Raw genomic sequence first — 24,059 nt, 5'->3', positions numbered from 1 at the left:
GTGTCAGTGCAGTGCGAAGGTTGTTCTCTGCCGAAGATTTGGTTGGCCCCCATCTTTCGACCTGGCGGTTGACGCCGTCGTTGTCACGAAACCGGGAGCGAGCCCGCCAGATCGTCGGTCGAGTCCCGTGGGGCGGGCGAACCTTCCTGCCTTCTGAATCAATGATGTGTCCGACGACAGTGATAGTGCCGGTCGAGCCAATGGGAGTGCGGGGCCTTGCCATGCTGAAATTCTTGCAGAACCCAGCGACAGGGTGTTCATAGTGGGGATCGCATGGTGCTCGGTTGCCCCCGCTCAGGTTCCACAGAACGCTCTCAGAATTGCAAGCAGCATCAGACCGAGCACCGAGGTCACCGCCGCAAACTTGGCGCGCAGATCGCTCCTGCGTGGATCAACGAATCGACGCTTAGGAGTTGGGTTCAACAGCAGTCGGGTTGACTAACTCATTTAGTTGAACTCTTGACAACTGATGTCCGTTATGGTATGATTGACTAGTCAGTGTAGAACATTGGCATGTATGGAGCACGGCCCGGAGTCCGCCACGGATTTCGGGATTTTTTGTCTCCTAAGGAAAGTCGGGTAAACAGATAGGATAACTACATTGATACTCGCTAGTGAAGAAGTAAGGGAAGTTGGGGACGTTGCCCAGCCTCTACATGAAGTACTGGACGGCATGTTGGCGTTTCACCGCCGGTTCGTTCATCACGAGGACGAGAACGCTCACGCGATCGTCGTCCTCTGGGCGGCCCACACATGGGCTGTTCAGTCGTTCACAAGAAGTCCACGGCTCTATGTGAACAGTCCGGAGCCAGGGTGTGGGAAATCGACTCAGGGGGACTTGATCAAGTTCTTCTCCCACAACCCTCGGGTCTTGCTCGGGACTACGGCAGCGGTCCTGTTCAGGTTGATCGATAAGGAGTCGCCGACGCTCGTCGTGGATGAGGCCGACACGGTGTTCACCGCGAACGGGCCAAACTCGGACACCATCAGAACGGTGCTCAACGGTGGCTATGCATACGGCCAGAAGGTCTATCGAACCAACATGAACACGATGGTTATTGACGAGTTCAACGCCTACGCACCCGTCGCGTTGGTAGGAATCGACAACCAGGCCATGCCGCCCACGATCCTCACTCGAAGCATCCCGATCAAAATGACTCGTGCCACGAGAGCCACAGCGTTAGAGGTATGGGACGAGTACGACCATGAGGGATATCGCGAGTACCTAGAGGCCCAACTGATCCGCTTGCGAGATGTTGTGCCCTACAGGGAGAAGCCAGACCTGCCTGACCACCTGACGAATCGCGACGCAGAAATTTGGCGATGCCTGTTCTCGGTTGCAAATGCGGTTGGTGGCGATTGGCCCGATCGTGTAGCGGCGGCAAGTGGATCGCTGCGCTGGGACGAGATCACCTCCGAACAGACGAAGGTGCTTGAAGGGACACGTGAAATCTTCGCCGGGATCAAGGTAAATGCTCTAGCGGGTCAAGACCTGACGGACCGCATCAATAAGACCGATGGGCTGGACTTCCTAACGGCGAAGGGCCTGAACTCGATCCTTGCGGCCTACGGAGTCAGGCCGAAGAAGTCGAACGGCAAATCGATGTATCGCCGCGCTGATCTCGAAGCCTCGTGGGACAAGTGGCTGGACCCGCTACCCATTGAGGAAATCCTCCCTAACCTCCCTGTCGAGGGGCTCGGGGAAGTTGGGGAGCCTCGACCAGTGGCAATGTCCGTTGTCGTGGACAGTGACGACGAGGACATTCGGTAAAAGGTCCAATGGGGTGGAGCAGCCAACTGCTCCACCCCTCTACCGCCGCTGCGGCGGTAGAGATACCGATCCACCAGGCTCTATGTCAATGATGAGAGCCAAGTACCAAAGGCTGATCGCTTCGGTATTTGATGAACTCGATCATCAATACCGGTCTCTTAATGTCTGACTAGAAGGCACTTTCTAGCCGTTTCAAGCCGAAATCGGCGACTTTGCGGCGGTTTAGGCTTGTTTCAGTGCGGCTTCGGCCACGAATCCGATGGGCTAGGCGAAGGGCAGGTGTTCCCTAATCGTCTTCCTCGGGTGGGTTTCCCTCCACGCGCTTCCACTTGTGCCCGGCCGAATCGGTGAACGTCACTTGGACGTTGGCCTGACCTGTGACTCCGGGTTCCCAGTCGCGCGGAACGTAGATCGACACATTCATGGCCGTCTTGGGGTTCAAGGTCCCGAGCCCAATCGGGTGCTTCGTGAGGACTGGCTCGTTCGTCACTGGGTGCAGCACTTTGAGCATGGTCCCAGACACCGGTTCGTCGGAGTAGTTGCTGACTTGGATGTGGTAGCCAGCAAGTGGGCCACTCGGGACCAGTGAAGTGGGAACTCCGTGGCTGCCTTCCCAGACTTTGAAGAGTTCTTTTCCGAACTCACGGTCGAACTTGGTGGTAAACCGCGATTCGTGATCCACGTCTTCGCCGGCGTTCACGGCTCCCTCCATCGTGCAGTACACGAACGGAGCGACTCTGAACTTGGTCTGTCGCACGCTGTCCTTGCGTTGGAAGTAGAGGGACGCGAAGCCGGCCAGTCCGCCTACGGCTCCAATCACTGACCCGACCGCGCTCACAGCATCCGCACTCATGCTCCGAGGTTAGAGCCAAGTTCCGACCGATACGCCCTTGGAGTGCCTGGCGGTCGTTAGTGCTTAACCCATTTGATCAGGTCAGACCACAGGGTGTGATCACCTGTGTTCGCGACAAGCACTGTTGCAAGTGCCACAACTAGCGATGCGCCAGCCACTATTAACGCTCGTCGGCCGAAACGGCTTGCGTCTGCGCTCGCGCCTAAGGACGCCACAGTGGATAGCACTTCTCGGTATGCGGCGTCTTCGGCTAGGAGTTCTTCAAACGCTTGATTGCACGCGTCCTTCAGACCGTCAATGAGGTCAAAATCCTCGTGGGGGTGCGTGTGTCCGGGAACCGGAACGCCTCGAACCTCGACCCCGTCGAGACGGCGCCACTGGTCCTCCCAGAGAGTCATGGAGTCGCGAGCCACAACAGGGAGATCGAGACTGGTGGTTAGCAACTCAGATCGCAGGTGATCGATTCGCTTCGCACTGAACTTCCGGTGTTTGCCCATCGCGGCATCGCGTGCCTCTGCAAGGTTGCTTCGCAGATCGGCGGTGTAGTGCAGGATCGCGAGGTGCAACAGAAACGATCTGATGGGGTCGTCGAACATCCCGCCGATCGTGCTGGGGGAGTAGGGCTTCTTGCCGTACCCCTGGTCGTCTTCGGCTAGTTCGTTCACTCGTACCAAAGAACCGATCACGCCCCAGCAGTTCTCCAGGACGTCGGAAGGCCCGCCACCCGACCGGGTCGGCACTATGACCAGCCCGGGCATCTCAGGGGAGGCGTAGTTGTGACCGAAGTTTCCATCCAGGCCGAGCGCACGACGAGGGTGGTTACTGTGCCTGTTGTCTGACTCAGCCGTCGGGTCAAACTGATCAAACAGATTCAGGTCGATCACGGGTGGGCCACTCGGCGTTGAAGCGAAGAAGCCCCCGCATCGATCTGCAAGCCAGCGGCGCGCCAGATCATGAATCCGCATGCGCTCGGTCTGGGTTGCCCGAATGCCCGAGAAGAACCTGCCCTCAGTGTCCGGCCTCCGAAGCCCTCGCCACTTGAACCACGGCTCGTGTTGTGAGGTCCAGACCTTGTTCAACGCCTGCTCGCCCATCTCGCTCAGCCGAAAGAACGCGACGACCGCGGTGAGGCTTTGGCCCAATTGGACTGCAGTTAGTTCAACTAACGAGACCTCGGGCGGGAGGACCTCTCGCCGCGCATCGAAGGCAAAGTATCGGGAGTTCGGATTCGCGACCGTTCCCAACCTGGACCACATGAATCCACGACCTCTGCGCGCCTTTGTCACGTCCTCCGCATTGGATCCATCTGACCTGTGGAACGCCTTCTCTTCATCCCAACCGTTCCTTTCGAGCGAGCGGCGAAGGGCTTCAAACCTGCTGGGAGGGAACAGTTCAACAACCCAAACGCCACCCTGAGTGACCCGTTCGCCGTCGGGGACGATCAGGTTGTGCATTGGATCGTCTAGTGGCTCAACCTTTAGTCGCTCGTAGTGATTGAAGGTGCTGAAGAAGTTGAGTGCCTTGTTCAGACGTCTTCTCATACGCCACGAAAACACCCGCTGCCGAGAGCCCGTCATAGCCCACATCAGCACGCGGTAGGGGATGTCGTACCACCGCCACCTTGTGCCAATAGGAGGCACAAGTTCGAACTGCCGACGGACCTTCGCGCTGATTCCATCCATGTCGATCTGGTTGGAGCCGCTTTTCGAGTCTTGTGACGCGCTGAGACCTTCGCCTGGTGGGGGCGAAACGCCGCTGGCTGGCACATCCGGCTCCGGGTCAGTCACCGTGCGAATGTACCGGGGCACTCGGGCGACCTCTGAGCACAAAGCGGGTGTTCACAAACGGAGGTTTGAGGACACCCCTCACGAAGGGCCGCTTCACGCGCACCCGGCCGTCTCAAAACTCGTGTTCGCTACCCCTGTTTTTCGGACACGGGAAGTGAAACAATTTCTGGCATGAGCAACCAGACGACGCAGCAAGGTTCCTTGATCGGCTACGCCCGAGTCAGCACCCACGACCAGACGACTGATGGTCAGATGGACGCCCTCCGGGATGCAGGCTGCTTGCGCATCTTCGAAGAGACGGCTTCGGGCACTCGGACTGATCGACCCGAGTTGGCCGCTGCTCTCGACTTCCTTCGGGAGGGTGACACTCTCGTTGTCTGGCGACTCGATCGCCTCGGACGTTCTCTAAAGCATCTGATCGAGACGGTTGCCGAGTTGGACAAGCGCGGTATCGGCTTCGTGTCCATTCACGAGAACATCGACACCACCACCAGTGCAGGACGATTGGTCTTTCATCTGTTCGGTGCACTGGCTGAGTTCGAAAGAGACCTGATCGTTGATCGAACCAAGTCAGGTCTAGCCGCTGCTCGTGAGCGCGGTGCCAAGCCTGGCAGAAAGCCGGTGCTGACTGAGGATCAGGTAGTAGTAGTCAGGTCTATGCACTCAGCCGGCCAACACACGATCAGCGCCATTGCCGATGTGGTCGGAGTCAGCAGAGCGACCGTCTATCGCTGCCTAGACAGCACAGCGGCCTAACGCTGCCATTTTTGCCTCCAGGCGCAGCGGGTCGACCTCCTGCAACCGTGCGATCATCGACCGCATGGACTGGTCCACTGTTGTAGTGACAATCTTGGGCTCAGGAGTTGTCGCGGCGCTGGTTTCCGGTGTTGTTTCGAACAGGATCGCGAAGCGAGAATCTGAGGACAGGCAATCCCTTCTCCGGTTTGAACGTGAAAAGTGGGACCACGAAACCTCGCGCGAAGGACGAGAACTTAGGGTCCAGGAGGTCAAGGCACTTCTGGTGCAACTTGATGCGCACTATGACTCCATCTTCCGGAAGACCGCGATTCTTGCTCGGGGACCCGAGGCGCTGACAGGCGAGGTCGTGCTTACATTGATGAGCGACTCGGAAGTCATGACGGAAACCGTTCGTCGTGTCGCAATGGTCGATGCGGGCATCGGAAACAGCCACGCTTACGCGGCGGTGCACCACCTCGCAAGCGACCTGACAGCCTGGCAGCGAGGTCTTGTCGCAGTGCTAGGAGAACCGACTCAAGAGCGAATCGACATTCTCAAGGGGCTGTTCGAGCACGTTACCGACTGTAAGCGTCATGCTCGCGAGCAGTTGGTGTCCTGGCTAGACGATCCCTAGGTCCCCCCGCCGGGGTACTAACCCGCCTTAGTCACCTGATCGCAGGCCCGCAACCAACTTGCCCGGATCAATCTCTAACGCCTCGGACAACTTCACGATGTTCGCAAGCGTGAGGTTGCTCTGTCCTCGCTCGATACGGCCAATGACCGACCAGTGAAGGCTGGTGCCCTCGGCAAGTCTCTCCTGTGAGAGTGCAAGTTCAGTGCGGCGTTCACGAACACGCTCACCGAAGATTCGAGACACGTCCGAGATGGGTTCTTTGGGCACATGTATACCCCATCTGCCTCAATCAGTTGATGCCAGAGAGCAGATGCATAAGGCAAAGATGCCGGGTTTCGGATAGCGTCCGTTCAGGTCAGTCGGCCCCTCCACAGACAGGACACCTATGAGCACGTCAGGAAACGACCTCATCAAGGGTGGATGCGCCCTCACGCTGATCATCCCGGTACTGCTGATCATCGGGCTTCTGATCATCGCGTTGATCTCGGTGTTGTTCGGGTGAGCACCTACCGGAGCCGACTCGTCGCGGTCGCGGCGGCAATGATCTTGATCCCCACCTTTGCAGCCTGCTCGGAATCCACCAGTTCGGATGATCCGGCCCGACTCGACAAGGGGGATCAACGAGCCGCGCTCGGACGCGCATGGGACAAGATTTCTGTCGATGGACGCCGGGGTGCATGCTTGGACTTCGAAGCCGACCCGATTGGAACAGCGTCGAATTTCAGCAAGAACTTTGACTATGACGTGGTGAAGGACTTCCTAGAGGATCGTTGCTGAGACCGGAACCGCGGGTAGCCCTCTCGGGATCGATGGGCACACTAACGATTCGCCTACTCGGAAGCGTCAAGCCGTATCAAGGTGTCAGAAAATTTTCTGTGCATTGGGCTCTGATTTGAGTTCCGGGGAGGATGGGGAGGATCGCCCGAGTGTGGCCAACCTTCCCCATCTTCACTCATCGTTTACTCATCAAATACGTTCGATGACAGAGCATCCGACCGAGAAAGATTCGCGCTCCTGAGCGCAAGAAGGGGTGCTGTCGGGGGAGCAGAGCGGAATCCTTGGGTCGTGGGTTCGACCCCCACTCGCCCTACCAGTTTCCTGTGTTCGGCAGACACTTGGCCGGTCGTGGATGTCGCGGCCCGGTTCGGGGTTTCGCGCAAGACTGTGCCTGCCTGCCTGGCTGGCGAAATACGAGGCTGGCGGCTTGGTCTCGGTGTCGCAGTCGGGGTCTTCTGGCGGACATGGCGTGATGGAGAACGACCAAGAGTCGCCCGAGGACCTGTGCGTCATACCTACTTCTCCGAAACGCTTCTAGCGAGCGCGCGGCCCCCTACGCTTCGCGCATGTCCTCTCCCATGAAGCTCGCTCGCCGGCACGCGCCCGCGGTCATCGCGTGCACGATCGTCGCCATCGCCTTTGGTGCAACCGGCGCTGTCGCCGGAACCTTGATCACTTCCAAACAGATCAAGAACGGCACGATCAAGAACGTCGATGTCGCTCAGGGCACGCTCACAGCGGACAGGCTCACGGCTGGCGCACGAGCGGGCCTGAAGGGCAGCACCGGTGCACGCGGACCCCAGGGACTGAAGGGCGAGGCCGGGGGCGAGACCCGGGGAGACATCGTCACGTGGGACTTCGCGCTCGCGCCCGGGGTAGGGGTCGAGAGCGCCACGCAGAAAAGTGTTGAGAAGCTGCCGGTCAACTCGTACTTCCGCGTGCTGGACGTTCTGGACTTCAGCCTGACGGGAGCGGCCCAATGCACGAACCTCTTCTCTGTTTCTGGACCCGGCTTCTCGTTCAGCAACGTGTCCGGCGTACCCGATCCGGTGAAGGAGTGGCGCTACTCCGGCAACGAAAGCGTGAACCTGTCGGTCCGCTACTCGTGCCTCGCCAACGGCGGTGCTGATCTGACCACGCCGATCGAGCTGTCGGGCAAGGCCGTCATCGAGATCCTTCCCGACCCGACGTACACACTCACCGGCTCGACATCCATGAGCTGACGCGAGCCGTACCGAGGCCTCGCCGGTCGCCCGGCGAGTCCTCGGGAAACACCGGGGCCCAGCTCACTCGGTCTCGAAGGCGCCGACCTTCCTGAGGGTGCAGGTCGCGCCCTTCACCTGATCCGTCGTCAGCTCAACCGATCCGGCGCTGTACAGGTTCACCGTGACCTTCACGGTCGCACCGCCCTGGACGTCTTCGAGGATCACTCCGGATCCGACCTGTTCGCCGCCCTTGTTGAGGTAGACCGTTCCGGTGTAGGTCTGAGCCGCCTTGTTGCTGTTCGTGATCGTCAGCCTTGCGGCGTGGGATCCGAACTCGGCCTTGACGGGGCAAGCGCCCAGGGTGACGTCCTGGGCGGCCCGAGCGTCGTCCTCCTTGATGGCCTTGTCGATCTCGTTCGCGGCGCCGCCGATCAGGGCCAGGCAACCGGCGATTCCTGCGACGAAGACGACGATCATGATCAGGAGGACGTTCCTGACGGTGTGCTTCTTCTTCGGCTGCGGCAGGTGGGGGTTGGGAACCCACGCCGTGCCGTTCCACTGGAACTGCCCGTCAGGGCTGATCTGTCCGGTGGCGTGGGGAGGTTGGTGATCGGACACAGGGGCCTCCATTCGGTCGTCTCCGGTTGGAGAGTCGACCGACCCTAGTGGCCCGGGGAGGGAGCGCGAGAAAGTTATCCACAGGGCCCGGAGAACCCGCGAACACCGGGCTGGTTATGCGCCGACGTAGTACCCGTCCGCCACCGTCAGCGCCTCGTCCAGGATCGCCAGCCCGGCCCGCGCCTCGTCCGCGGTCGTCGTGCACGGCGGCACGACGTGCGTCCGGTTGAAGTGCGTGAACGGCCACAGCCCGCGGTCCTTGCAGGCAGCCGCGAACGCGTTCATCGGGGCGGCTGCGTCACCGGCGGCATTGAACGGGACCAGGGGAGTGCGGCTCTGACGATCCGTGACCAGCTCCAGCGCCCAGAAGACCCCGAGACCGCGGACCTCGCCGACGCTCGGGTGTCGTTCGGCCAGCTCGCGCAGGCCGGGGCCGATCACGTCGGTCCCCAGCATCCGGGCGTGCTCGAGGATGCCCTCGTCCTCGAAGATTTCGATGGACGCGACCGCGGACGCGCAGGCGAGCGGGTGACCCGAGTAGGTCAGCCCGCCGGGGTAGGCCCGCTCGTTGAACGTCGCCGCGATCGCCTGGCTCATCACCACGCCGCCGAGGGGCACGTAGCCGGAGTTCACGCCCTTGGCGAACGTGATCAGGTCGGGCTCGACACCCCAGTGCTGGATCGCGAACCACTCGCCGCAGCGCCCGAAGCCGGACATCACCTCGTCGGCGATCATCACGATCCCGTGCTGGTCGCAGAGCTCCCGTACGCCGGCCAGGTAGCCGGCCGGCGGGACCAGGATGCCGTTGGTGCCGACCACCGTCTCCAGCACGATCGCCGCGATCGTCTGGGCCCCCTCGACCTCGATCAGGTCACGGAGGTGCTGGACCGCGCGCTCGGACTCCTCGGCCTCGGTGGTCGCGTGGAACGCGGACCGGTAGAGGTACGGGCCCCAGTAGCGCACGATCCCCGGCGTACCGGGCTCCGACGCCCAGCGCCGCGGGTCGCCGGTCAGGGCGATCGCCCCCGCGGTGGCACCGTGGTAGCTCCGGTACGCCGCCAGCACCTTGTGCCGGCCGGTGTGCAGCCGGGCCATCCGGACGGCGTTCTCGTTGGCCTCGGCACCGCCGTTGGTGAAGAAGACCTTGTCCATGTTCGGCGTCGCCCGCTCGACGATCAGCCGGGCCGCCTTCCCGCGGACGTCGTTGGCGAACGCCGGCGAGATCATGCAGAGCCGCTCGGCCTGCTCCTTGATCGCCTCGACCAGCCGCGGGTGCTGGTAGCCGATGTTCATGTTCACCAGCTGCGAGGAGAAGTCCAGGTAGCGCTTCCCGGTGTAGTCCCAGAAGTACGAGCCCTCCGCGCCGGCGATCGGCAGCGGGTCGATCGCCGCCTGGGCCGACCAGGAGTGCAGCACGTACGCGCGGTCGTCGGCGCGGATCTCCGCCTCGGCTGCCGCGCCGATCACCTCCGTCATCACGTCACCGGGTCCGCGGGAAGCCGAGGTCGACCTCGGACGTCGCGGGGTCCGGCCAGCGCGAGGTGACGACCTTGCCGCGGGTGTAGAACGCGAGACCCTCCGGCCCGTACATGTGCGTGTCGCCGAACAGCGAGGCCTTCCAGCCGCCGAACGAGTAGTACGAAACGGGGACCGGGATCGGCACGTTGATGCCGACCATGCCGACCTCGACGTCGTACTGGAAGCGCCGGGCGGCACCGCCGTCCCGGGTGTAGATCGCGGTCCCGTTGGCGTACTGGTTCGCGTTGATCAGCGCCACCGCCTCCTCGTAGGTCTCCGCCCGGACGACGCAGAGCACCGGCCCGAAGATCTCCTCCTGGTAGACGGTCATCTCCGGGGTGACGTGGTCGAGCAGCGTCGTCCCGAGGAAGAACCCGTTCTCCGGTACGACGGCGCTGCGCCCGTCGGTGACCACGGTCGCCCCGGCGTCAGCGCCCTGCCCGATGTAGCCGGCCACCTTGTCGCGGTGCTCCGCCGAGATCAGCGGACCCATGTCGGTCCCCGGAGTGGCGCCGTCGCCGATCACCAGTGCCGGCAGCCGCTTGGCGATCGCGTCGGTGAGCCGGTCGCCCGCGTCGCCGACCGCCAGGACGACGGAGATCGCCATGCAGCGCTCGCCGGCCGCGCCGTACGCGGCGGAGACAGCGGCGTCGGCAGCCATCTCGATGTCGGCGTCCGGGAGGACGACCATGTGGTTCTTCGCGCCGCCGAGCGCCTGGACGCGCTTGCCGTTGCGGGTGCCGGTCTCGTAGATGTACTTCGCGATCGGGGTCGAGCCGACGAAGCTGACTGCGGCGATGTCGGGGCTCTCCAGGATCGCGTCGACGGCGACCTTGTCGCCCTGGAGCACGGTGAAGACGCCGTCGGGGAGGCCGGCCTGCTGCCAGAGCTTCGCCAGCAGCAACGACGCCGACGGGTCCTTCTCGCTGGGCTTGAGGATGAAGGCGTTGCCGGCGGCGATCGCGTTCGCGCACATCCACAAGGGCACCATCACCGGGAAGTTGAACGGGGTGATGCCGGCGACGACGCCGAGCGGCTGCCGGATCGAGTAGACGTCGACGTCGGTCGCGGCCTGCTCGGAGAAGCCGCCCTTGAGGAGGTGCGACACCCCGGTGGCGAACTCGACGTTCTCCAGCCCGCGCGCCAGCTCGCCGCCGGCGTCGGCGAGGACCTTGCCGTGCTCCGCGGTCACGATGGCCGCGAGCTCGTCGGCGTGGTCGTGGAGCAGCTGGCGGAAGCTGAACAGCACCTCCGCCCGTCGGGAGAGCGAGGCGGTGCGCCAGCCGGCCGCCGCCTGCTTCGCCGATGCGATCGCCTGCGCGGCCTCCTGGAGATCCGCGAGGACGACCTCGCCGGTCTGCTCGCCGGTGGCCGGGTTGTACACGGGTGCGGTGCGGCCGGACGTGCTGGAAACCTCAGCGCCGTCGACCCAGTGTCCGATGGTCTTCATAGGTCCGAACTTATGTGCCAACCTAGGGCATGACAATGCTTCTTTGAGCCGGAACAAAAGGTGGACCGACGATGCTGACTCCGCGCGAGCTCGCCTCGGTGATCGAGTCGAGGATCGAGGACCCGACCGCCCGCGGACTGGCGCGCGCGGTCAGCCGCGCGGTGGGTGCGGGCGAGCTCCCGATCGGCACGAAGCTGCCCACCATCCGCTACCTGGCCCACGAGCTCGGCGTCTCGACCACCACCATCACCGCGTCCTGGAACCTGCTGATCCGGTCCGGGACGATCCGCACCGAGGGGCGCCGGGGCACCTTCGTGGCCGAGCCGGCGGCCAGTGGGGCGATCCGCTACCGGCGGGCGATCCCGCGCGCCCACGAGCTCACCCTCGACCTCTCCGGCGGCCTGCCGGACCCGGAGCTGCTGCCGGACGTCAGCCGCGCCGTACGGGACCTGCGTGTGGCGGGGTCGAGCCTGAACTACCTCGACGAGCCGGTGCTCACCGACCTCGCCCGAGTGCTGATCGCCTCCTGGCCGTACGACGTCCCCGAGGTCGCCATCGCGGACGGCGCCCTCGACGCCCTCGACCAGATCGGCCGGTCCCTCTTCCAGCTCGGCGACCGGGTGCTGGTCGAGGATCCGACCTTCCCGACCGTCGTGGACCAGGCCGAGGCCACCGGAGCCGAGGTCGTCGGGGTCGCTCTCGACCAGGAGGGACTCGTGCCCGACCAGCTCCGGCTGGCGCTGGAGCGCCCCGCGCGGGCAGTGATCATCCAGACCCGCGGGCAGAACCCGACCGGGGCCGCGCTGACCCCGCGACGGGCCGCGGAGCTGGCGGAGATCCTGCGGGGGACCGGGACCTACGTGATCGAGGACGACTCCGCCGGCGGGATCTCCTCGGCGCCGGACGTGAGCCTCGGGTCGTTGCTGCCCGAGCAGACCCTGCACGTCCGCAGCTTCTCGAAGTCGCACGGCCCCGACCTCCGGCTGGCCGCGTTCTCGGCGCCGGAGGAGGTCCTCGGTGACATCCAGGGTCGCCGCCAGCTCGGGCAGGGCTGGAGCAGCCGGTTGCTCCAGCAGATCCTGCTGCACCTGCTGACCGACGAGGCCAGCCAGGCCGAGGTGGATGCGGCGCGGGCCGAGTACGCGCGGCGCCGTTCCGGGCTCACCGCGAGCCTGCGGGAGCGCGGCATCGACATCGTCGACGGCGACGGCCTCAACCTCTGGCTGCCGGTGCGCGACGAGACCGCAGCCGCTCTCTACCTGGCGACGCTCGGGGTCGGGGTCGCCGCCGGAGCGCCGTTCACGGTGACCCCCGGCGCACCGCACCTGCGGGTGAGCGTCGGCGAGGCCCGGAGCGACCTGGAGGACCTGGCCGGGATCCTGGCGCACGCGGCCGGGATCGAGGTCGGTGCGATGACGCGCTGAGCGGGGCGGCCGCCGGAGGGCGACCGCCCCGCCCGCTCACGGGGAGCGTTCCTGCGAGCGGATCAGCTGACCGCCACACTGGTGGCGAGTCGTGCCGTCACCGTGTTGACCAGGCTGATGCCGGCAGCGGTCGCCGTCACGACCATCATCGCGTTCGTCCCCTGGGTGACCGGGATGCTGAGCCCGGTCACGCTGCAGTCGAGCACGGTCCCGATGGTCAGGACGCCGGTCAGGGCCGGTGTCAGGATGCACTGCGTACCCGGCACTGGGGTCATCGTGGTGCCGCCGCTGCTCGACGTGTAGAGCTGGGCCTGCAGCGTCACCGTGGTGCCGATCAGGGAGAGCGCGTTCGACAGGACCGCCCGGCCGGTGACCGCTGTCACGGTGCCGTCGCGCGGGAACACCTGCGGTACGCCGAGGCTGGTGCTGTCGATCGTGCCGCCGGTCAGGGTGACCCCGTTCTCGACGAAGGCTCCGGAGAGCGGCAGGGCGGCACCGGTCCCGGCGAGGCCGCCGAGCACGGTGGTCGCGACGGCCGGGGCAGCGCCGCTGCTGGCCGCGAAGATCGTGCCGGCCCCGTCCGCGCCGTCCGCCCCGTCGGTCCCGTCCGTGCCGTCCGCGCCCGGAGGGCCCACCGGCCCCTGGGGGCCTGCGGCGCCAGGCGCGCCGTCGGTCCCGTTCGTGCCGTCGGCGCCCTTCAGGACGACACCGCTCCCGGGCCACGCGCCGCCGGCCTTCGGGCCGTAGAGCTCGCTGGCCGCCGTGTCGAGGTAGTAGTCGCCGTTGGATCCCAGGGCGCTGTCAGGTGCACCGGCGCCGTTGAGCAGGCTGTTGCCGTTCGTGCCGTTCGTGCCGGGTGCTCCGGGCAGTCCGGGAAGTCCGGGCATGCCCGGCGAACCGGGGATACCGATGCCCGGGGCGCCGGGGATCCCCTGGATGCCCTGCAGACCCTTGAGGCTGGTGCCGGCCGGCCAGGAGCCGGCGGCCTTCGGGCCGTAGATCGTGCCGGTGCTCGAGTCGAACCAGTAGTCGCCGTTGCTGCCGTCGCCAGCCGTCGGTGCGGCCGTGCCCGAGAGCACCGAAGCTCCGGCCGCGCCCGCGGGACCTGCGGCGCCCGGCTTGCCGGCCGCGCCGGCCTTGCCCTTCGCGCCGGTCTTGCCGTAGCGGTACCAGCGCAGCACCGTCTCGTTCGACTTGCACTGGCTCTTGTTGCGTACGACGCGCATCGCGCCGGTGTCGGTCTTGTAGCAGGCCACGACGACGGTGCCGCCGTGGTACTTCTTGGAGACGACGGCGGCACTCGCGAACGATGCTGCGGCGATCACCACCACTGCTGTCAGCGCACTGATGAGTGCGACCTTACGTTTACGTCCAGACATGAGGATTCCCTCCCAGGAACAGGTGAGCTCGTCACGCTACTGGGATAAGTCGGACAAAACGTACGAATCCCAGAGATTGACTGGTGTCCCACCAGACGCTCCTGCAGCCAGCCCTTACGCTCGTCGGAGTACTCGTCTGGAGAGGACCCCGTGATGAACGTTGCCGTGTGGATCGTGTCGGGCCTGCTGGCTGCGGCGTACCTGATGGCCGGCTTGACCAAGAGCACCCAGCCGATCGCGAGCATGCGGGAGAAGATGGGCTGGGTCGACGACTTCTCGGTCGGCACGGTCCGCTTCATCGGCGTTGCCGAGCTGCTCGGAGCCCTCGGTCTGATCCTGCCCAAGCTCACCGACGTCGTGGACGACCGCGCCGGCGTCGAGGGCACCCTGACCGGGCTGGCTGCGACCGGACTGGTGGCGGTTCAGGTGCTCGCGATGCCGGTGCACCTCAAGCGCGGGGAGACCAGCGCGCTGCCGATCAACCTCGTCCTCGGCCTGCTGGCGGCGTTCGTCGCAGCGGCTCGCTTCGGCTGGCTCTGAGGTCACGCGTCGGTAAACATTTCTGTCCGTTTTGCGTGTTTCCCGTGAATGGTGGCCGATCAGGGTGTTCCATAGATGAAGCACCCCTGAAGTTACCGAGAGGAGAGCACAATGACGTGCACTCATTCACCGGCTTGTCCGGACGCCACCGCACCAGATTGCTGTAGCGCGCACACCGTCTCCGACCACTCCGAGCAAGGGTGGTGCCAGCTCTGCAACGGCGTGATCCTCTTCGACGACGGCGCCTACCTCGCGCCGGACGGTCACGTGGAGCGCGTCCCGATCGCGTCCTAGCCAGGTCAATGGTGGGCGGCGTCGCGGATCTCGCCCACTAACTCCTCGATCACGTCCTCGAGCGTGGCCACGCCGACCACCGTGCCCTCGTCGTCGATCACCCGCGCCATGTGCGCCCCCTGAGTCTGCAGCGTCTGCAGCGCCGCGACCAGGCTGTCGGTGCCGCGGACGTTCGCGAAGGACCGGATCCGGCGGTCCTCGACGACCTGCGCCCGCCCGTGCGGATCGTGCGCGAGCACGTCCTTGATGTGCAGGTAGCCGATCAGGTCGCCGGACTCGCCGACGACCGGGAAGCGTGAGAAGCCGGTCTCCGCGCAGATCGCCTCGACCTCGGTCGCCCGCGCCCCCCGTACGACGGTCTGCAGCCCCTGCATCGGCAGGTACACGTCCGCGACGGTGCGGGAGGTGAAGCCGAGCGCGCCGGAGAGCCGCTCGTACTCGCCCTCCTCGAGCAGTCCCTCGGCCCGGGACTCGTCGACCAGCGCCTCGACCTGCTCGCGGGTGAACGCGGACGAGATCTCCGCCTGCGGTTCGATCTTGAACAGCCGAAGGATGCCGTTGGCGATCGCGTTCAGCGCGAAGACGATCGGCTTCATCACCATCACGACGACCATCATCGGAGCGCCGAAGACCAGCGCGGCCCGCTCCGGTCCGGCGAGCGCCAGGTTCTTCGGGACCATCTCGCCGAGGACCACGTGCAGGTAGACCACGATCGCCAGCGCGATGGTGAAGGCGACCGGGTGCACGGCCCCGTGCGGGATCCCGAGGTCCTCGGCCAGCGGCTCGAGCAGGTGCGCGAGCGCCGGCTCCGCGACCGCACCGAGTCCGAGCGAGCAGATCGTGATGCCGAACTGGGCGGCCGCCATCACCAGCGAGACCTGCTCCATCGCCTTCAGGGTCTGGCGGGCGAGCGTCGAGCCCTGCTGCGCCCGCGGCTCGATCTGGGTACGACGGGCCGAGACCAGCGCGAACTCGGCGCCGACGAAGAACGCGTTGCCGATCAGTAGGGCGAGGCCGAGGGCCAGGGCAGCCTGGGTGCTCATGCCTCATCCTCCCGGTCGGCATGCTGGAGCCGGAGCGAGATCCGGTCGACCCGGCGTCCGTCCATCAGCTCGACCCGCAGCGCCACGTACTCCTGGATCGGCTCGTCGTCATCGTCCTCGGACGGCAGCACCGGCAGCGGGACGACCACCTCGTCGCCGCGCGCGGGGATCCTGCCGAGCGCCTGCACGAGCAGCCCCGCCACGGTGTCGTAGTCCTCGTGCTCGGGGAGGGCCAGCCCGGTGGCGTCCTCCACCTCGTCGGGGCGGAGCAGCCCGGAGACGATCCAGGACCCGTCCGGTCGCCGGCGCAACCGGGCGCCGATCCGGTCGTGCTCGTCGGCGATGTCGCCGACGATCTCCTCGACCACATCCTCCAGGGTCACCACGCCGGCGGTGCCGCCGTACTCGTCGGAGACGATCGCCATCTGGAAGCCTTCGCCGCGGAGCAGCGCCAGCAATGGGTCCAGCCGCAACGACTCCGGTACGACGGTCGCCGGCACCATCACTTCGCGCACCTTCGTCGACCTGCGATCCTGCCGGGCCACCGCCACCGCCTGCTTCACGTGCACCGAGCCGACGATGTTGTCGGTGCTGCCCTTGGTCACCGGGAACTTGGAGAACCCGGTCGCCGCGGAGAGCTCGATGATGTCGGAGACCGGGTCGGTGATGTCGACGACGGCCATCCGCATCCGCGGCGTCATGATCTCGCCGGCGGTGCGCGGCCCGAAGGCGATCGAGCGCTGCACCAGGTGCGCGGTCTCGGTGTCGAGGGTGCCCTCGGAGGCCGAGCGGCCGGCCAGTGACGACAGCTCCTCGGCCGACCGGGCGGAGCGCAGCTCCTCCTGGGGCTCGACGCCGAGCGAGCGGATCAGGGTGTTGGCGGATCCGTTGAGCAGCCTGATCGGCAGTGACATCGCCGCGGTGAACCCGCGCAGCGCGGCCTGGGTGGCCTTGGCGGTGGCCAGCGGCAGCGCGATCGCCACGTTCTTGGGAACCAGCTCGCCGAAGATCATCGTCGCGAAGGTGGCCAGCACCAGGCCGAGGGCGACCGACGTCGGGGAGATGGCGCCGTCGGGGACGCCGAGCGCGCCGAGGGGATCCTCGACCAGCTTCGAGATGGCCGGTTCGGCGAGGAACCCGATCGCCAGGTTGGTCAGGGTGATGCCCACCTGGGCGCTGGAGAGCTGGGTGGAGAGCGAGCGCAGGGCCGTCGAGACGCCCTGCGCACCCCGGTCACCACCGCTCGCAGCCCGCTCCACCTCGGCCCGGTCCACGGTCACGAGCGCGAATTCGGCCGCGACGAACAACCCGCAGGCGGCCACCAGGGCCAGCGAGACGGCGAGCAGGAGCCACTCCATGCGCACCATTGTTGCGGGTCGCTCCCACCTGCGCGCACCCAGGGAACCGTGAGAGGGTCTGCGCATGCTCCGCTTCTCCGGATTTGGCGACAGCCAGGTCGGGCTCGTCCGGACGAACAACGAGGACTCCGCGTACGTCGGTCCGACCTGCCTGCTGGTCGCCGACGGGGTCGGTGGCGGGGCGGCCGGCGAGATCGCGTCGGCCACGGCGGCGTACGTGGTGACGGCCGCCGTACTGGCTCAGCCGGAGTGCGACCCCGCCACCGTGCTCGCAGAAGGGGTGCAGGAGGCGCAGGCCCGGGTCCGGGCGGGCGTGCTCGCGGACGGGTCCCGCAACGGGATGGCGACCACGTTGACCGCGGTCGTGACCGACGGCGAACGGTTCGCGCTGGCCCACCTGGGCGACTCTCGCGGCTACGTGCTCCACGACGGCGTGCTCACCCAGGTCACCCGCGACCACACCTACGTGCAGGACCTCCTCGACGAGGGGCGGCTGGAGCCCGACGCGGTCGTCGACCACCCGTGGCGCAACGTGGTGCTGCGGACCGTCAACGGCACCGCCGAGGGCGAACCGGACCTGATCGCGCTCCACCTCGAACCGGGTGATCGGGTGCTGCTCGCCAGTGACGGGCTCACCGACCTGGTCGGCGACGACGAGCTCACCCGTTTCGTGCTCGGCCGTTCCGACGACCAGGCGGTCGAGGCGCTGGTCGCCGCCGCGCTCGCGCGCGGCGGGCGCGACAACGTCACCTGCGTGGTCGCCACCGTCGTCGACGGTCCGCGGGGGAGCGACGAGGGCACCCTGCACGGCGCGGTGACCGATCCCACGAACGTCGTGGACGAGAACGTGTTCCAGCTTCCGCGCTGACCTGGGAGGATGACCGGATGGCTGACATCGCGCGTCCGCGCCTCGAAGGGTCCGTGGCCGTACGCGGCGAGCGCCGGCTGTCGTTCGCGGAGTTCGGCACCCCGCGCGGTGCCGCCGTGTTCTGGTTGCACGGAACCCCCGGCGGACGCCGCCAAGTGCCGCTGGAGGCCCGGCAGTACGCCGAGCAGCACGACGTCCGGATCATCGGTATCGACCGGCCCGGGATCGGCACCTCCACCCCGCACCTGTACGACGAGATCCTCGACTGGACCGGCGACCTGGCGGTGCTCGCCGACAACCTCGGGATCGACACCTTCCGGGTGATCGGGCTCTCCGGCGGAGGCCCTTACGCGCTGGCCGCCGGTGCCGCCCTGCCGGAGCGGGTGCACGGCGTGGGCGTCCTCGGTGGGGTGGCCCCGACGAAGGGTGTCGACGCGATCCGCGGCGGCCTGGTCGAGGTGGCGCCGTACGCCGCCCCGGTCGTCGGCGCGATCCGGATCCCGCTGAGCTACGCGCTGGCCGCCGGCATCCGGTTGGCGAAGCCGTTCGCCAGTGCGGCGATCGGCGGCTACGCGGCGTTCCAGCCTCGCGGGGACCGGGAGCTGCTGGGCCGGCCCGAGTTCAAGGCGATGTTCCTCGACGACCTGATCAACGGCGCCCGCTACCAGGTGGGTGCCCCGCTGGCCGACCTGATCCTGTTCACCCGGTACTGGGGCTTCGACGCGGCCGACGTGAACGTCCCGGTGCGCTGGTGGCACGGCGACGACGACCACATCATCCCGCACGCCCACGGGGTGCACATGGTCGAGCGCCTCCCGGATGCCGAATTCGCCACAATCCAGGGCGAATCGCACCTGGGCGGGATGGGCGTGGCGACCGAGGTGCTGCAGACGCTGATGGAGCTCGGCCCCCGCAAGCCCGCCCGGAAGAAGGCCGCCGGAGCGCAGCGCCGCTGACCCTCGCGTTCGCGACACCGTGTTTCCCTGGCATTGGCGCGCCGCATGGTCCACAATGGACACACAAGTTCACATTCGTCACAGATCTCTTCGATCCGAACCGAGCCCGCTGGGGAAGGCGTAGCTCAACGCCGGAGTTGAAGGAGGTCTGTTGTGACACGCACTGCGACCCGTGGAGTCATGTACGTCCACTCGGCGCCGTCCGCGCTGTGCCCGCACGTCGAATGGGCAGTGGGCGGTGTGCTCGGCAATGCCGTGAACCTCGAATGGACCCCGCAAGCCGCCCAGGCAGGCACCTACCGCGCCGAGTACTCCTGGATCGGCGACGCGGGCACCGCGTCGGCGATCGCCTCCGCCCTGCGCGGCTGGAACCAGCTCCGGTTCGAGATCACCGAGGATCCGACGTCGGCCACCGAGGGCGCCCGGTTCTCCTACACCCCGGACCTGGGCGTCTTCCACGCCGTCACCGGCCTGCACGGCGACCTGATGATCCCCGAGGACCGGCTCAAGGCAGCGGTGATCAAGGCCGCCCTCGGCGAGACCACCCTCGAGCTCGAGATCGACAAGCTGCTCGGCAAGCCCTGGGACGACGAGCTGGAGACCTTCCGGTACGCCGGCGACGGGGTCCCGGTGCGCTGGTTGCACCAGGTCGTCTGAGGGAGACTCCGCGTACGTCAGGGCATCTCGACAAGCTCGATGTCCGAGACCACGACAGTCGGGCATCGAGCCGCGGCAGTCGGACGTCAAGCCGGGACGCTCGGACGTCGAGCCTGTCGAGACGCCTTGACCTGCGCAGGGACCGCTCTACAGCGGGATGTTCCCGTGCGCGCCGCGCTGCACCAGTCCGGCGCCGGCGATCGCCTTCGCGATCGCCGAGCGGGTAGCGGCCGGCGAGACCACCTCGTCCACGACGCCGATCTCCACCGCCTTGTCGATGCCGCCGGCGATCCGGGCGTGCTCCTCGGCCAGCTCGGCCTCGACGGCCGGGCGGATCTCGGGGGAGACGTCGGCGAGCTTGCGGCGGTGCAGGATCCGGACCGCCGCCACCGCGCCCATCACGGCAACCTCGGCGTCCGGCCAGGCCAGCACCTTGGTGGCACCGAGCGAGCGTGAGTTCATCGCGATGTAGGCGCCGCCGTACGTCTTGCGGGTGACCACGGTGACCCGGGGGACCACGGCCTCGCCGAACGCGTGCAGCAACTTCGCGCCGCGTCGTACGACGCCGTCCCACTCTTGACCGACACCGGGCAGGTAGCCGGGGACGTCGACCAGCACGATCAGCGGGATGCCGAACGCGTCGCACATCCGCACGAAGCGAGAGGCTTTCTCGGCCGAGAGCGAGTCCAGGCAGCCGCCGAGGCGCATCGGGTTGTTCGCGATCACGCCGACGCTGCGGCCGCCGAAGCGTCCGAGCGCGGTGACGATGTTCGGGGCCCACTTGGCGTGCAGCTCGACGGTGGTGCCCGGGTCGAGGACGTGGTCGACCAGCGGGTGCACGTCGTACGCGCGCTTGGTGCTCTCCGGCAGCAGCGCGCCGAGATCGACGTCCTCGACCGCGGCGACGTCGAGGGTGCCCTGGGCGCCGAGCAGGTGGGTGACCGCCCGGGCCTTCTCGAGCGCCTCGGCCTCGGAGTCGGTCAGCACGTGCACGACGCCGGAGCGGCGGCCGTGCGGCTCGGGTCCGCCGAGGCGGAGCATGTCGACGTCCTCGCCGGTGACCGAGCGGACCACGTCCGGTCCGGTCACGAAGATCCGGCCCTCGGGGCCGAGGATGACGACGTCGGTCAGCGCCGGACCGTACGCCGCGCCGCCGGCAGCGGGCCCGAGCACCACCGAGATCTGCGGGATCTTGCCGGACGCCTGGGTCATCGCGTGGAAGATCTCGCCGACGGCGTGCAACGACAGCACGCCCTCGGCCAGCCGGGCGCCGCCGGAGTGCCACAGGCCGATCACCGGGACCCGGTCGGTCAGCGCGCGCTGGTACGCCGCCACGACGACCTTGCAGCCGTCGTGACCCATGGCGCCGCCCATCACGGTGGGGTCGGAGCAGAACGCGACCGCCGCGGTGCCGTCGATCCGGCCGGTGCCGTAGAGCATCCCGGACTTGTCGATCGGCGAGAGCGGCTCGAAGGTGCCGGCGTCGAAGAGCGCCGCCAGCCGGTTGAGCGGGTGCCGCGGGTCCTCCTCGCGAGGCGGCGCGGCGGGTGCGGGCGTCTCGACAGGCTCGACGACCGGGCTCGATGCCACCGCGGTCATCAGATGCTCCCGAAGGCGACGGCGACGTTGGCGCCGCCGAACCCGAAGGAGTTGTTCAGGGCGGCGATGTCGCCGCTGCGCAACGCCCGGGCCGTGGTCGGGATGTCGAGCTCGACGGCGGGGTCGAGGTTGTCGAGGTTGATCGTCGGCGGCGACATCCGGTGGTGGATCGCGAGCACGGTCGCGATCGACTCCAGTGCGCCGGCGCCGCCCAGCAGGTGGCCGGTCATCGACTTGGTGCTGGTCACGACCACCTCGTCGGCGAACTTGCCGAGGGTGGCGTGGATCATCAGGCCCTCGGCCACGTCGCCCTGCGGCGTCGAGGTGGCGTGCGCGTTGATGTGCGCGATGTCGCCGGGGGAGATGCCGCCGTCCTCCAGCGCGCGCTGGATCGCACGGGTGCCGCCGCGGCCCTCCGGGTCCGGCTGAGCGATGTCGTGCGCGTCGTTGGTGATGCCGGTGCCGAGGATCTCGGCGTAGATCCGGGCACCGCGCGCGGTCGCGTGCTCGTACTCCTCGAGCACCAGGACGCCGGCGCCCTCGCCGAGGACGAAGCCGTCACGACCGGTGTCCCAGGGGCGGGAGACCCGTTGAGCCGCCTGCGGGTCGTCATCGGGGCCGCTGGCGGTCTTGGAGAGCGCCATCATCTGGGCGAACGCCGCCATCGGCAGCGGGTGGATCGCCGCCTCGGTGCCGCCGGCGACCATCACCTCGGCGCGGCCGAGACGGATCTGGTCGACCGCGAGCGCGACGCCCTCGTTGCCGGAGGCGCAGGCGGAGACCGGCGTGTGCACGCCGGCCTTGGCGCCGACGTACAGGCCGATGTTCGCGGCGGGCGCGTTCGGCATCAGCATCGGGACGGCGAGCGGGGAGACCCGCCGCGGGCCCTTGTCGAGCAGCGTGTCGTAGTTGCTCAGCAACGTCGTCACGCCGCCGATCCCGGAGGCGACGGCGACGCCGAGCCGTTCAGGATCGACGCCTCCGTCCGCCAGTCCGGAATCGGCCCAGGCCTCGAGGGCGGCGACCATCGCGAGCTGGGTGGAGCGGTCCATCCGCCGGGCCTTGACCCGGTCCAGGACCTCGGCCGGATCGACCGCGGCCGAACCGGCGATCTGCACCGGCAGGTCGGGGTAGAAGTCGGACGGGAGCCGCCGTACGCCGGACGTGCCGGCGACCAGGGCTTCCCAGGTGCTGGCCACATCACCACCGACCGGGCTGGTGGTGCCCATACCGGTGACGACGACTCTCCTGCGGTTCATCGCGACTTCTCCCTCTCCCTGACCTGGACTCAGGCCGCCTGGGCCTTCTCGATGTAGGTGACGGCGTCGCCGACGGTGCGGAGGTTCTTGACCTCGTCGTCGGGGATGCGGACGTCGAACTTCTCCTCGGCGGCGACGACGACCTCGACCATCGAGAGCGAGTCCACGTCGAGGTCGTCGCTGAAGGACTTCTCGAGCTGGACGTCGGCGGCGGGGATACCGGTGACCTCGTTGACGATCTCGGCGAGGTCGGTACGGATCTCTTCGGTGGTAGCCATGAGCTGGTGTTTCCTCTCGTGAATGGTGCTGCGGGGGATGGGTGCTGCTGGTGAAATCAGGGGATCCGGATGACCTGGGCGGCGTAGGCCAGCCCGGCTCCGAAGGCGATCAGCAGGGCCAGGTCGCCGGACTTGGCCTCGCCGTCCTCGTACATCCGGCCGAGGGCCAGCGGGATCGACGCGGCGGAGGTGTTCCCCTGCTCGGCGATGTCGCGGGCGATCCGGACGCGGTCGGGGAGCTTCATGGCGCGGGCCATCGCGTCGGTGATCCGCATGTTCGCCTGGTGCGGCACGAACAGGTCGAGGTCGTCGACGGTGATGCCGGTGCGGTCCAGGGTCTCCTGGGCGACCTTGGCCATCTCGAACGCCGCCCAGCGGAAGACCGCCGGACCGTCCATCGTGATGTGCGGGAGGACCGGCTCGTCGTCGGTCATTGCCGCGACCCAGTCCTCGCTGAGCTCGATGGCGTTGTGCTGCTCGCCGTCCGAACCCCACACCACCGGTCCGATGCCGGGGACGTCGGACGGGCCGACCACGACGGCGCCGGCGCCGTCGCCGAAGATGAACGCGGTCCCGCGGTCGTGCTCGCTGACCAAGGGGGAGAAGAGCTCGGCGCCGATCACCAGCACGTGCTTGGAGGTGCCGCCGCGGATCATGTCGGTGGCCAGGCTGAGCCCGTGGCAGAACCCGGCGCAGGCGATCGAGATGTCGAACGCGGCGGGGCTCTGGGTGCCGAGCAGGTGCGCGATCCGGGGCGCGAGCGCGGTGATCTGCTGGGTGTTCGAGCAGCTCGCCAGGATCACGGCATCGATCTGCGCCGCGGCGATGCCCGACGCCTCCAGGGCGCGCTCGGCGGCGGCGAAGGACATCGACTCCAGGGTCTCGCCGGGGCCGACCCAGCGGCGCTCCTTGATGCCCGAGCGCTGCTGGATCCACTCGTCGCTGGAGTCGATCGCGTCGATGATCTCGGCGTTGGGCACGACTCGCTTGGCCCGGTGGATGCCGAGGCCGAGAACCGCGGCGTGCGGTGAGCCCGCGGGCATCGTCCAGGTG

The 24,059-nt window shown here is 67.0% G+C and carries 24 protein-coding genes; 11 read left to right on the top strand and 13 right to left on the bottom strand.

The window, feature by feature from the left end:
* Positions 1-838 precede the first annotated feature (838 nt).
* Positions 839-1,771, top strand: coding sequence for a DUF3631 domain-containing protein (locus EFK50_RS07630; protein WP_183407712.1), 933 nt, complete (start codon positions 839-841; stop codon positions 1,769-1,771).
* 286 nt (positions 1,772-2,057) lie between these two features.
* On the opposite strand, the gene EFK50_RS07625 is transcribed toward EFK50_RS07630, so the two are convergent.
* The gene (locus EFK50_RS07625) at positions 2,058-2,624 is read right to left on the bottom strand and encodes a hypothetical protein (protein ID WP_148046088.1); all 567 of its coding nucleotides are present in this window, start codon (positions 2,622-2,624) and stop codon (positions 2,058-2,060) included.
* A 56-nt stretch (positions 2,625-2,680) separates the two neighbouring features.
* Positions 2,681-4,411 (bottom strand): hypothetical protein, encoded by a 1,731-nt coding sequence (locus EFK50_RS21820; RefSeq protein ID WP_148046087.1) that lies wholly within the window; start codon positions 4,409-4,411, stop codon positions 2,681-2,683.
* Positions 4,412-4,582: 171 nt separating this feature from the next.
* On the opposite strand from EFK50_RS21820, the gene EFK50_RS07615 reads away from it, so the two are divergent.
* Complete coding sequence (locus EFK50_RS07615) at positions 4,583-5,167, top strand: recombinase family protein (RefSeq protein WP_123226959.1); 585 nt, start codon at positions 4,583-4,585, stop codon at positions 5,165-5,167.
* Positions 5,168-5,231: 64 nt separating this feature from the next.
* Complete coding sequence (locus EFK50_RS21815) at positions 5,232-5,783, top strand: hypothetical protein (RefSeq protein ID WP_148046086.1); 552 nt, start codon at positions 5,232-5,234, stop codon at positions 5,781-5,783.
* Positions 5,784-5,810: 27 nt separating this feature from the next.
* Here EFK50_RS21815 and EFK50_RS22905 read toward each other — a convergent pair whose 3' ends face one another.
* On the bottom strand, positions 5,811-6,026 hold the full coding sequence (locus EFK50_RS22905; RefSeq protein ID WP_221177314.1) for a helix-turn-helix domain-containing protein: 216 nt from the start codon (positions 6,024-6,026) through the stop codon (positions 5,811-5,813).
* A 255-nt stretch (positions 6,027-6,281) separates the two neighbouring features.
* On the opposite strand from EFK50_RS22905, the gene EFK50_RS21810 reads away from it, so the two are divergent.
* Entirely contained in the window at positions 6,282-6,560 is a 279-nt protein-coding gene (locus EFK50_RS21810; protein ID WP_148046085.1) for a hypothetical protein, read from the top strand.
* 566 nt (positions 6,561-7,126) lie between these two features.
* A complete protein-coding gene (locus EFK50_RS07600) occupies positions 7,127-7,783 on the top strand; it encodes a hypothetical protein (RefSeq protein ID WP_148046084.1) in 657 nt (218 codons plus the stop codon).
* 63 nt (positions 7,784-7,846) lie between these two features.
* Here EFK50_RS07600 and EFK50_RS07595 read toward each other — a convergent pair whose 3' ends face one another.
* The 3 genes from EFK50_RS07595 to EFK50_RS07585 form a co-directional block, all read right to left on the bottom strand.
* A complete protein-coding gene (locus tag EFK50_RS07595) occupies positions 7,847-8,383 on the bottom strand; it encodes a hypothetical protein (protein ID WP_123226955.1) in 537 nt (178 codons plus the stop codon).
* A gap of 114 nt (positions 8,384-8,497) precedes the next feature.
* Positions 8,498-9,859: an aspartate aminotransferase family protein gene (locus tag EFK50_RS07590; RefSeq protein WP_123227009.1), complete on the bottom strand. Its 1,362-nt coding sequence runs from the start codon at positions 9,857-9,859 to the stop codon at positions 8,498-8,500.
* A 4-nt stretch (positions 9,860-9,863) separates the two neighbouring features.
* Positions 9,864-11,351: a CoA-acylating methylmalonate-semialdehyde dehydrogenase gene (locus tag EFK50_RS07585; protein WP_123226954.1), complete on the bottom strand. Its 1,488-nt coding sequence runs from the start codon at positions 11,349-11,351 to the stop codon at positions 9,864-9,866.
* Positions 11,352-11,422: 71 nt separating this feature from the next.
* On the opposite strand from EFK50_RS07585, the gene EFK50_RS07580 reads away from it, so the two are divergent.
* On the top strand, positions 11,423-12,775 hold the full coding sequence (locus EFK50_RS07580; protein ID WP_123226953.1) for an aminotransferase class I/II-fold pyridoxal phosphate-dependent enzyme: 1,353 nt from the start codon (positions 11,423-11,425) through the stop codon (positions 12,773-12,775).
* 62 nt (positions 12,776-12,837) lie between these two features.
* Here the strand turns inward: EFK50_RS07580 and EFK50_RS07575 are convergent, their stop codons facing one another.
* Positions 12,838-14,154 (bottom strand): hypothetical protein, encoded by a 1,317-nt coding sequence (locus tag EFK50_RS07575; RefSeq protein ID WP_183407711.1) that lies wholly within the window; start codon positions 14,152-14,154, stop codon positions 12,838-12,840.
* A 153-nt stretch (positions 14,155-14,307) separates the two neighbouring features.
* Between EFK50_RS07575 and EFK50_RS07565 the strand changes: the two genes are divergently transcribed.
* Complete coding sequence (locus EFK50_RS07565; protein WP_123226951.1) at positions 14,308-14,694, top strand: DoxX family protein; 387 nt, start codon at positions 14,308-14,310, stop codon at positions 14,692-14,694.
* A 111-nt stretch (positions 14,695-14,805) separates the two neighbouring features.
* A complete protein-coding gene (locus EFK50_RS22430; protein ID WP_123226950.1) occupies positions 14,806-14,988 on the top strand; it encodes a DUF5999 family protein in 183 nt (60 codons plus the stop codon).
* A 5-nt stretch (positions 14,989-14,993) separates the two neighbouring features.
* Here the strand turns inward: EFK50_RS22430 and EFK50_RS07555 are convergent, their stop codons facing one another.
* Together EFK50_RS07555 and EFK50_RS07550 are read right to left on the bottom strand one after the other, a co-directional pair.
* The gene (locus EFK50_RS07555; protein WP_123226949.1) at positions 14,994-16,031 is read right to left on the bottom strand and encodes a hemolysin family protein; all 1,038 of its coding nucleotides are present in this window, start codon (positions 16,029-16,031) and stop codon (positions 14,994-14,996) included.
* The gene (locus EFK50_RS07550) at positions 16,028-17,389 is read right to left on the bottom strand and encodes a hemolysin family protein (RefSeq protein WP_123226948.1); all 1,362 of its coding nucleotides are present in this window, start codon (positions 17,387-17,389) and stop codon (positions 16,028-16,030) included. The genes EFK50_RS07555 and EFK50_RS07550 overlap by 4 nt, the downstream gene beginning before the upstream one ends.
* A 64-nt stretch (positions 17,390-17,453) precedes the next feature.
* Here EFK50_RS07550 and EFK50_RS07545 point away from each other — a divergent pair, with 64 nt between their 5' ends.
* The 3 genes from EFK50_RS07545 (at position 17,454) to EFK50_RS07535 (ending at position 19,870) form a co-directional block, all read left to right on the top strand.
* Positions 17,454-18,257 (top strand): PP2C family protein-serine/threonine phosphatase, encoded by an 804-nt coding sequence (locus EFK50_RS07545; RefSeq protein WP_123226947.1) that lies wholly within the window; start codon positions 17,454-17,456, stop codon positions 18,255-18,257.
* A gap of 17 nt (positions 18,258-18,274) precedes the next feature.
* Positions 18,275-19,213, top strand: a complete 939-nt coding sequence (locus EFK50_RS07540; protein WP_123226946.1) for an alpha/beta fold hydrolase — start codon at positions 18,275-18,277, stop codon at positions 19,211-19,213.
* A 180-nt stretch (positions 19,214-19,393) separates the two neighbouring features.
* A complete protein-coding gene (locus tag EFK50_RS07535) occupies positions 19,394-19,870 on the top strand; it encodes a DUF3145 domain-containing protein (protein WP_123226945.1) in 477 nt (158 codons plus the stop codon).
* Between the two features lie 147 nt (positions 19,871-20,017).
* Here EFK50_RS07535 and EFK50_RS07530 read toward each other — a convergent pair whose 3' ends face one another.
* The 4 genes from EFK50_RS07530 to EFK50_RS07515 are packed head-to-tail and all read right to left on the bottom strand — an operon-like array spanning position 20,018 to position 24,049.
* Entirely contained in the window at positions 20,018-21,469 is a 1,452-nt protein-coding gene (locus EFK50_RS07530; protein WP_123226944.1) for a carboxyl transferase domain-containing protein, read from the bottom strand.
* Positions 21,469-22,728 (bottom strand): beta-ketoacyl-[acyl-carrier-protein] synthase family protein, encoded by a 1,260-nt coding sequence (locus EFK50_RS07525; protein WP_123226943.1) that lies wholly within the window; start codon positions 22,726-22,728, stop codon positions 21,469-21,471. The genes EFK50_RS07530 and EFK50_RS07525 overlap by 1 nt, the downstream gene beginning before the upstream one ends.
* Before the next feature lie 29 nt (positions 22,729-22,757).
* Entirely contained in the window at positions 22,758-23,006 is a 249-nt protein-coding gene (locus EFK50_RS07520) for an acyl carrier protein (protein WP_123226942.1), read from the bottom strand.
* A 56-nt stretch (positions 23,007-23,062) separates the two neighbouring features.
* Positions 23,063-24,049 carry a beta-ketoacyl-ACP synthase III gene (locus EFK50_RS07515; RefSeq protein WP_123227008.1) on the bottom strand — a complete coding sequence of 329 codons (987 nt, stop codon included), beginning with the start codon at positions 24,047-24,049 and terminating at the stop codon, positions 23,063-23,065.
* Positions 24,050-24,059: the final 10 nt, after the last annotated feature.

Origin of the sequence: Nocardioides marmoriginsengisoli (assembly GCF_003725695.1) — a bacterium.
GTDB lineage: Bacteria > Actinomycetota > Actinomycetes > Propionibacteriales > Nocardioidaceae > Marmoricola > Marmoricola marmoriginsengisoli.
Note: the sequence above shows the minus strand (reverse complement) of the source record. Positions and strands in the feature narration are given on the sequence as shown.

Bases quoted from the DNA above. Each gene is read 5' to 3' on its own strand.
- EFK50_RS07565 (WP_123226951.1), top strand. From the start codon at position 14,308: ATGAACGTTGCCGTGTGGATCGTGTCGGGCCTGCTGGCTGCGGCGTAC.
- EFK50_RS07530 (WP_123226944.1), bottom strand. From the start codon at position 21,469: ATGACCGCGGTGGCATCGAGCCCGGTCGTCGAGCCTGTCGAGACGCCC.
- EFK50_RS07515 (WP_123227008.1), bottom strand. From the start codon at position 24,049: ATGCCCGCGGGCTCACCGCACGCCGCGGTTCTCGGCCTCGGCATCCAC.
- EFK50_RS07625 (WP_148046088.1), bottom strand. From the start codon at position 2,624: ATGAGTGCGGATGCTGTGAGCGCGGTCGGGTCAGTGATTGGAGCCGTA.
- EFK50_RS07590 (WP_123227009.1), bottom strand. From the start codon at position 9,859: ATGACGGAGGTGATCGGCGCGGCAGCCGAGGCGGAGATCCGCGCCGAC.
- EFK50_RS07545 (WP_123226947.1), top strand. From the start codon at position 17,454: ATGCTCCGCTTCTCCGGATTTGGCGACAGCCAGGTCGGGCTCGTCCGG.
- EFK50_RS07615 (WP_123226959.1), top strand. From the start codon at position 4,583: ATGAGCAACCAGACGACGCAGCAAGGTTCCTTGATCGGCTACGCCCGA.
- EFK50_RS07575 (WP_183407711.1), bottom strand. From the start codon at position 14,154: ATGTCTGGACGTAAACGTAAGGTCGCACTCATCAGTGCGCTGACAGCA.
- EFK50_RS07525 (WP_123226943.1), bottom strand. From the start codon at position 22,728: ATGAACCGCAGGAGAGTCGTCGTCACCGGTATGGGCACCACCAGCCCG.
- EFK50_RS07540 (WP_123226946.1), top strand. From the start codon at position 18,275: ATGGCTGACATCGCGCGTCCGCGCCTCGAAGGGTCCGTGGCCGTACGC.
- EFK50_RS07585 (WP_123226954.1), bottom strand. From the start codon at position 11,351: ATGAAGACCATCGGACACTGGGTCGACGGCGCTGAGGTTTCCAGCACG.
- EFK50_RS07580 (WP_123226953.1), top strand. From the start codon at position 11,423: ATGCTGACTCCGCGCGAGCTCGCCTCGGTGATCGAGTCGAGGATCGAG.
- EFK50_RS07600 (WP_148046084.1), top strand. From the start codon at position 7,127: ATGTCCTCTCCCATGAAGCTCGCTCGCCGGCACGCGCCCGCGGTCATC.
- EFK50_RS07555 (WP_123226949.1), bottom strand. From the start codon at position 16,031: ATGAGCACCCAGGCTGCCCTGGCCCTCGGCCTCGCCCTACTGATCGGC.
- EFK50_RS22430 (WP_123226950.1), top strand. From the start codon at position 14,806: ATGACGTGCACTCATTCACCGGCTTGTCCGGACGCCACCGCACCAGAT.
- EFK50_RS07550 (WP_123226948.1), bottom strand. From the start codon at position 17,389: ATGGAGTGGCTCCTGCTCGCCGTCTCGCTGGCCCTGGTGGCCGCCTGC.
- EFK50_RS07520 (WP_123226942.1), bottom strand. From the start codon at position 23,006: ATGGCTACCACCGAAGAGATCCGTACCGACCTCGCCGAGATCGTCAAC.
- EFK50_RS21815 (WP_148046086.1), top strand. From the start codon at position 5,232: ATGGACTGGTCCACTGTTGTAGTGACAATCTTGGGCTCAGGAGTTGTC.
- EFK50_RS07535 (WP_123226945.1), top strand. From the start codon at position 19,394: ATGTACGTCCACTCGGCGCCGTCCGCGCTGTGCCCGCACGTCGAATGG.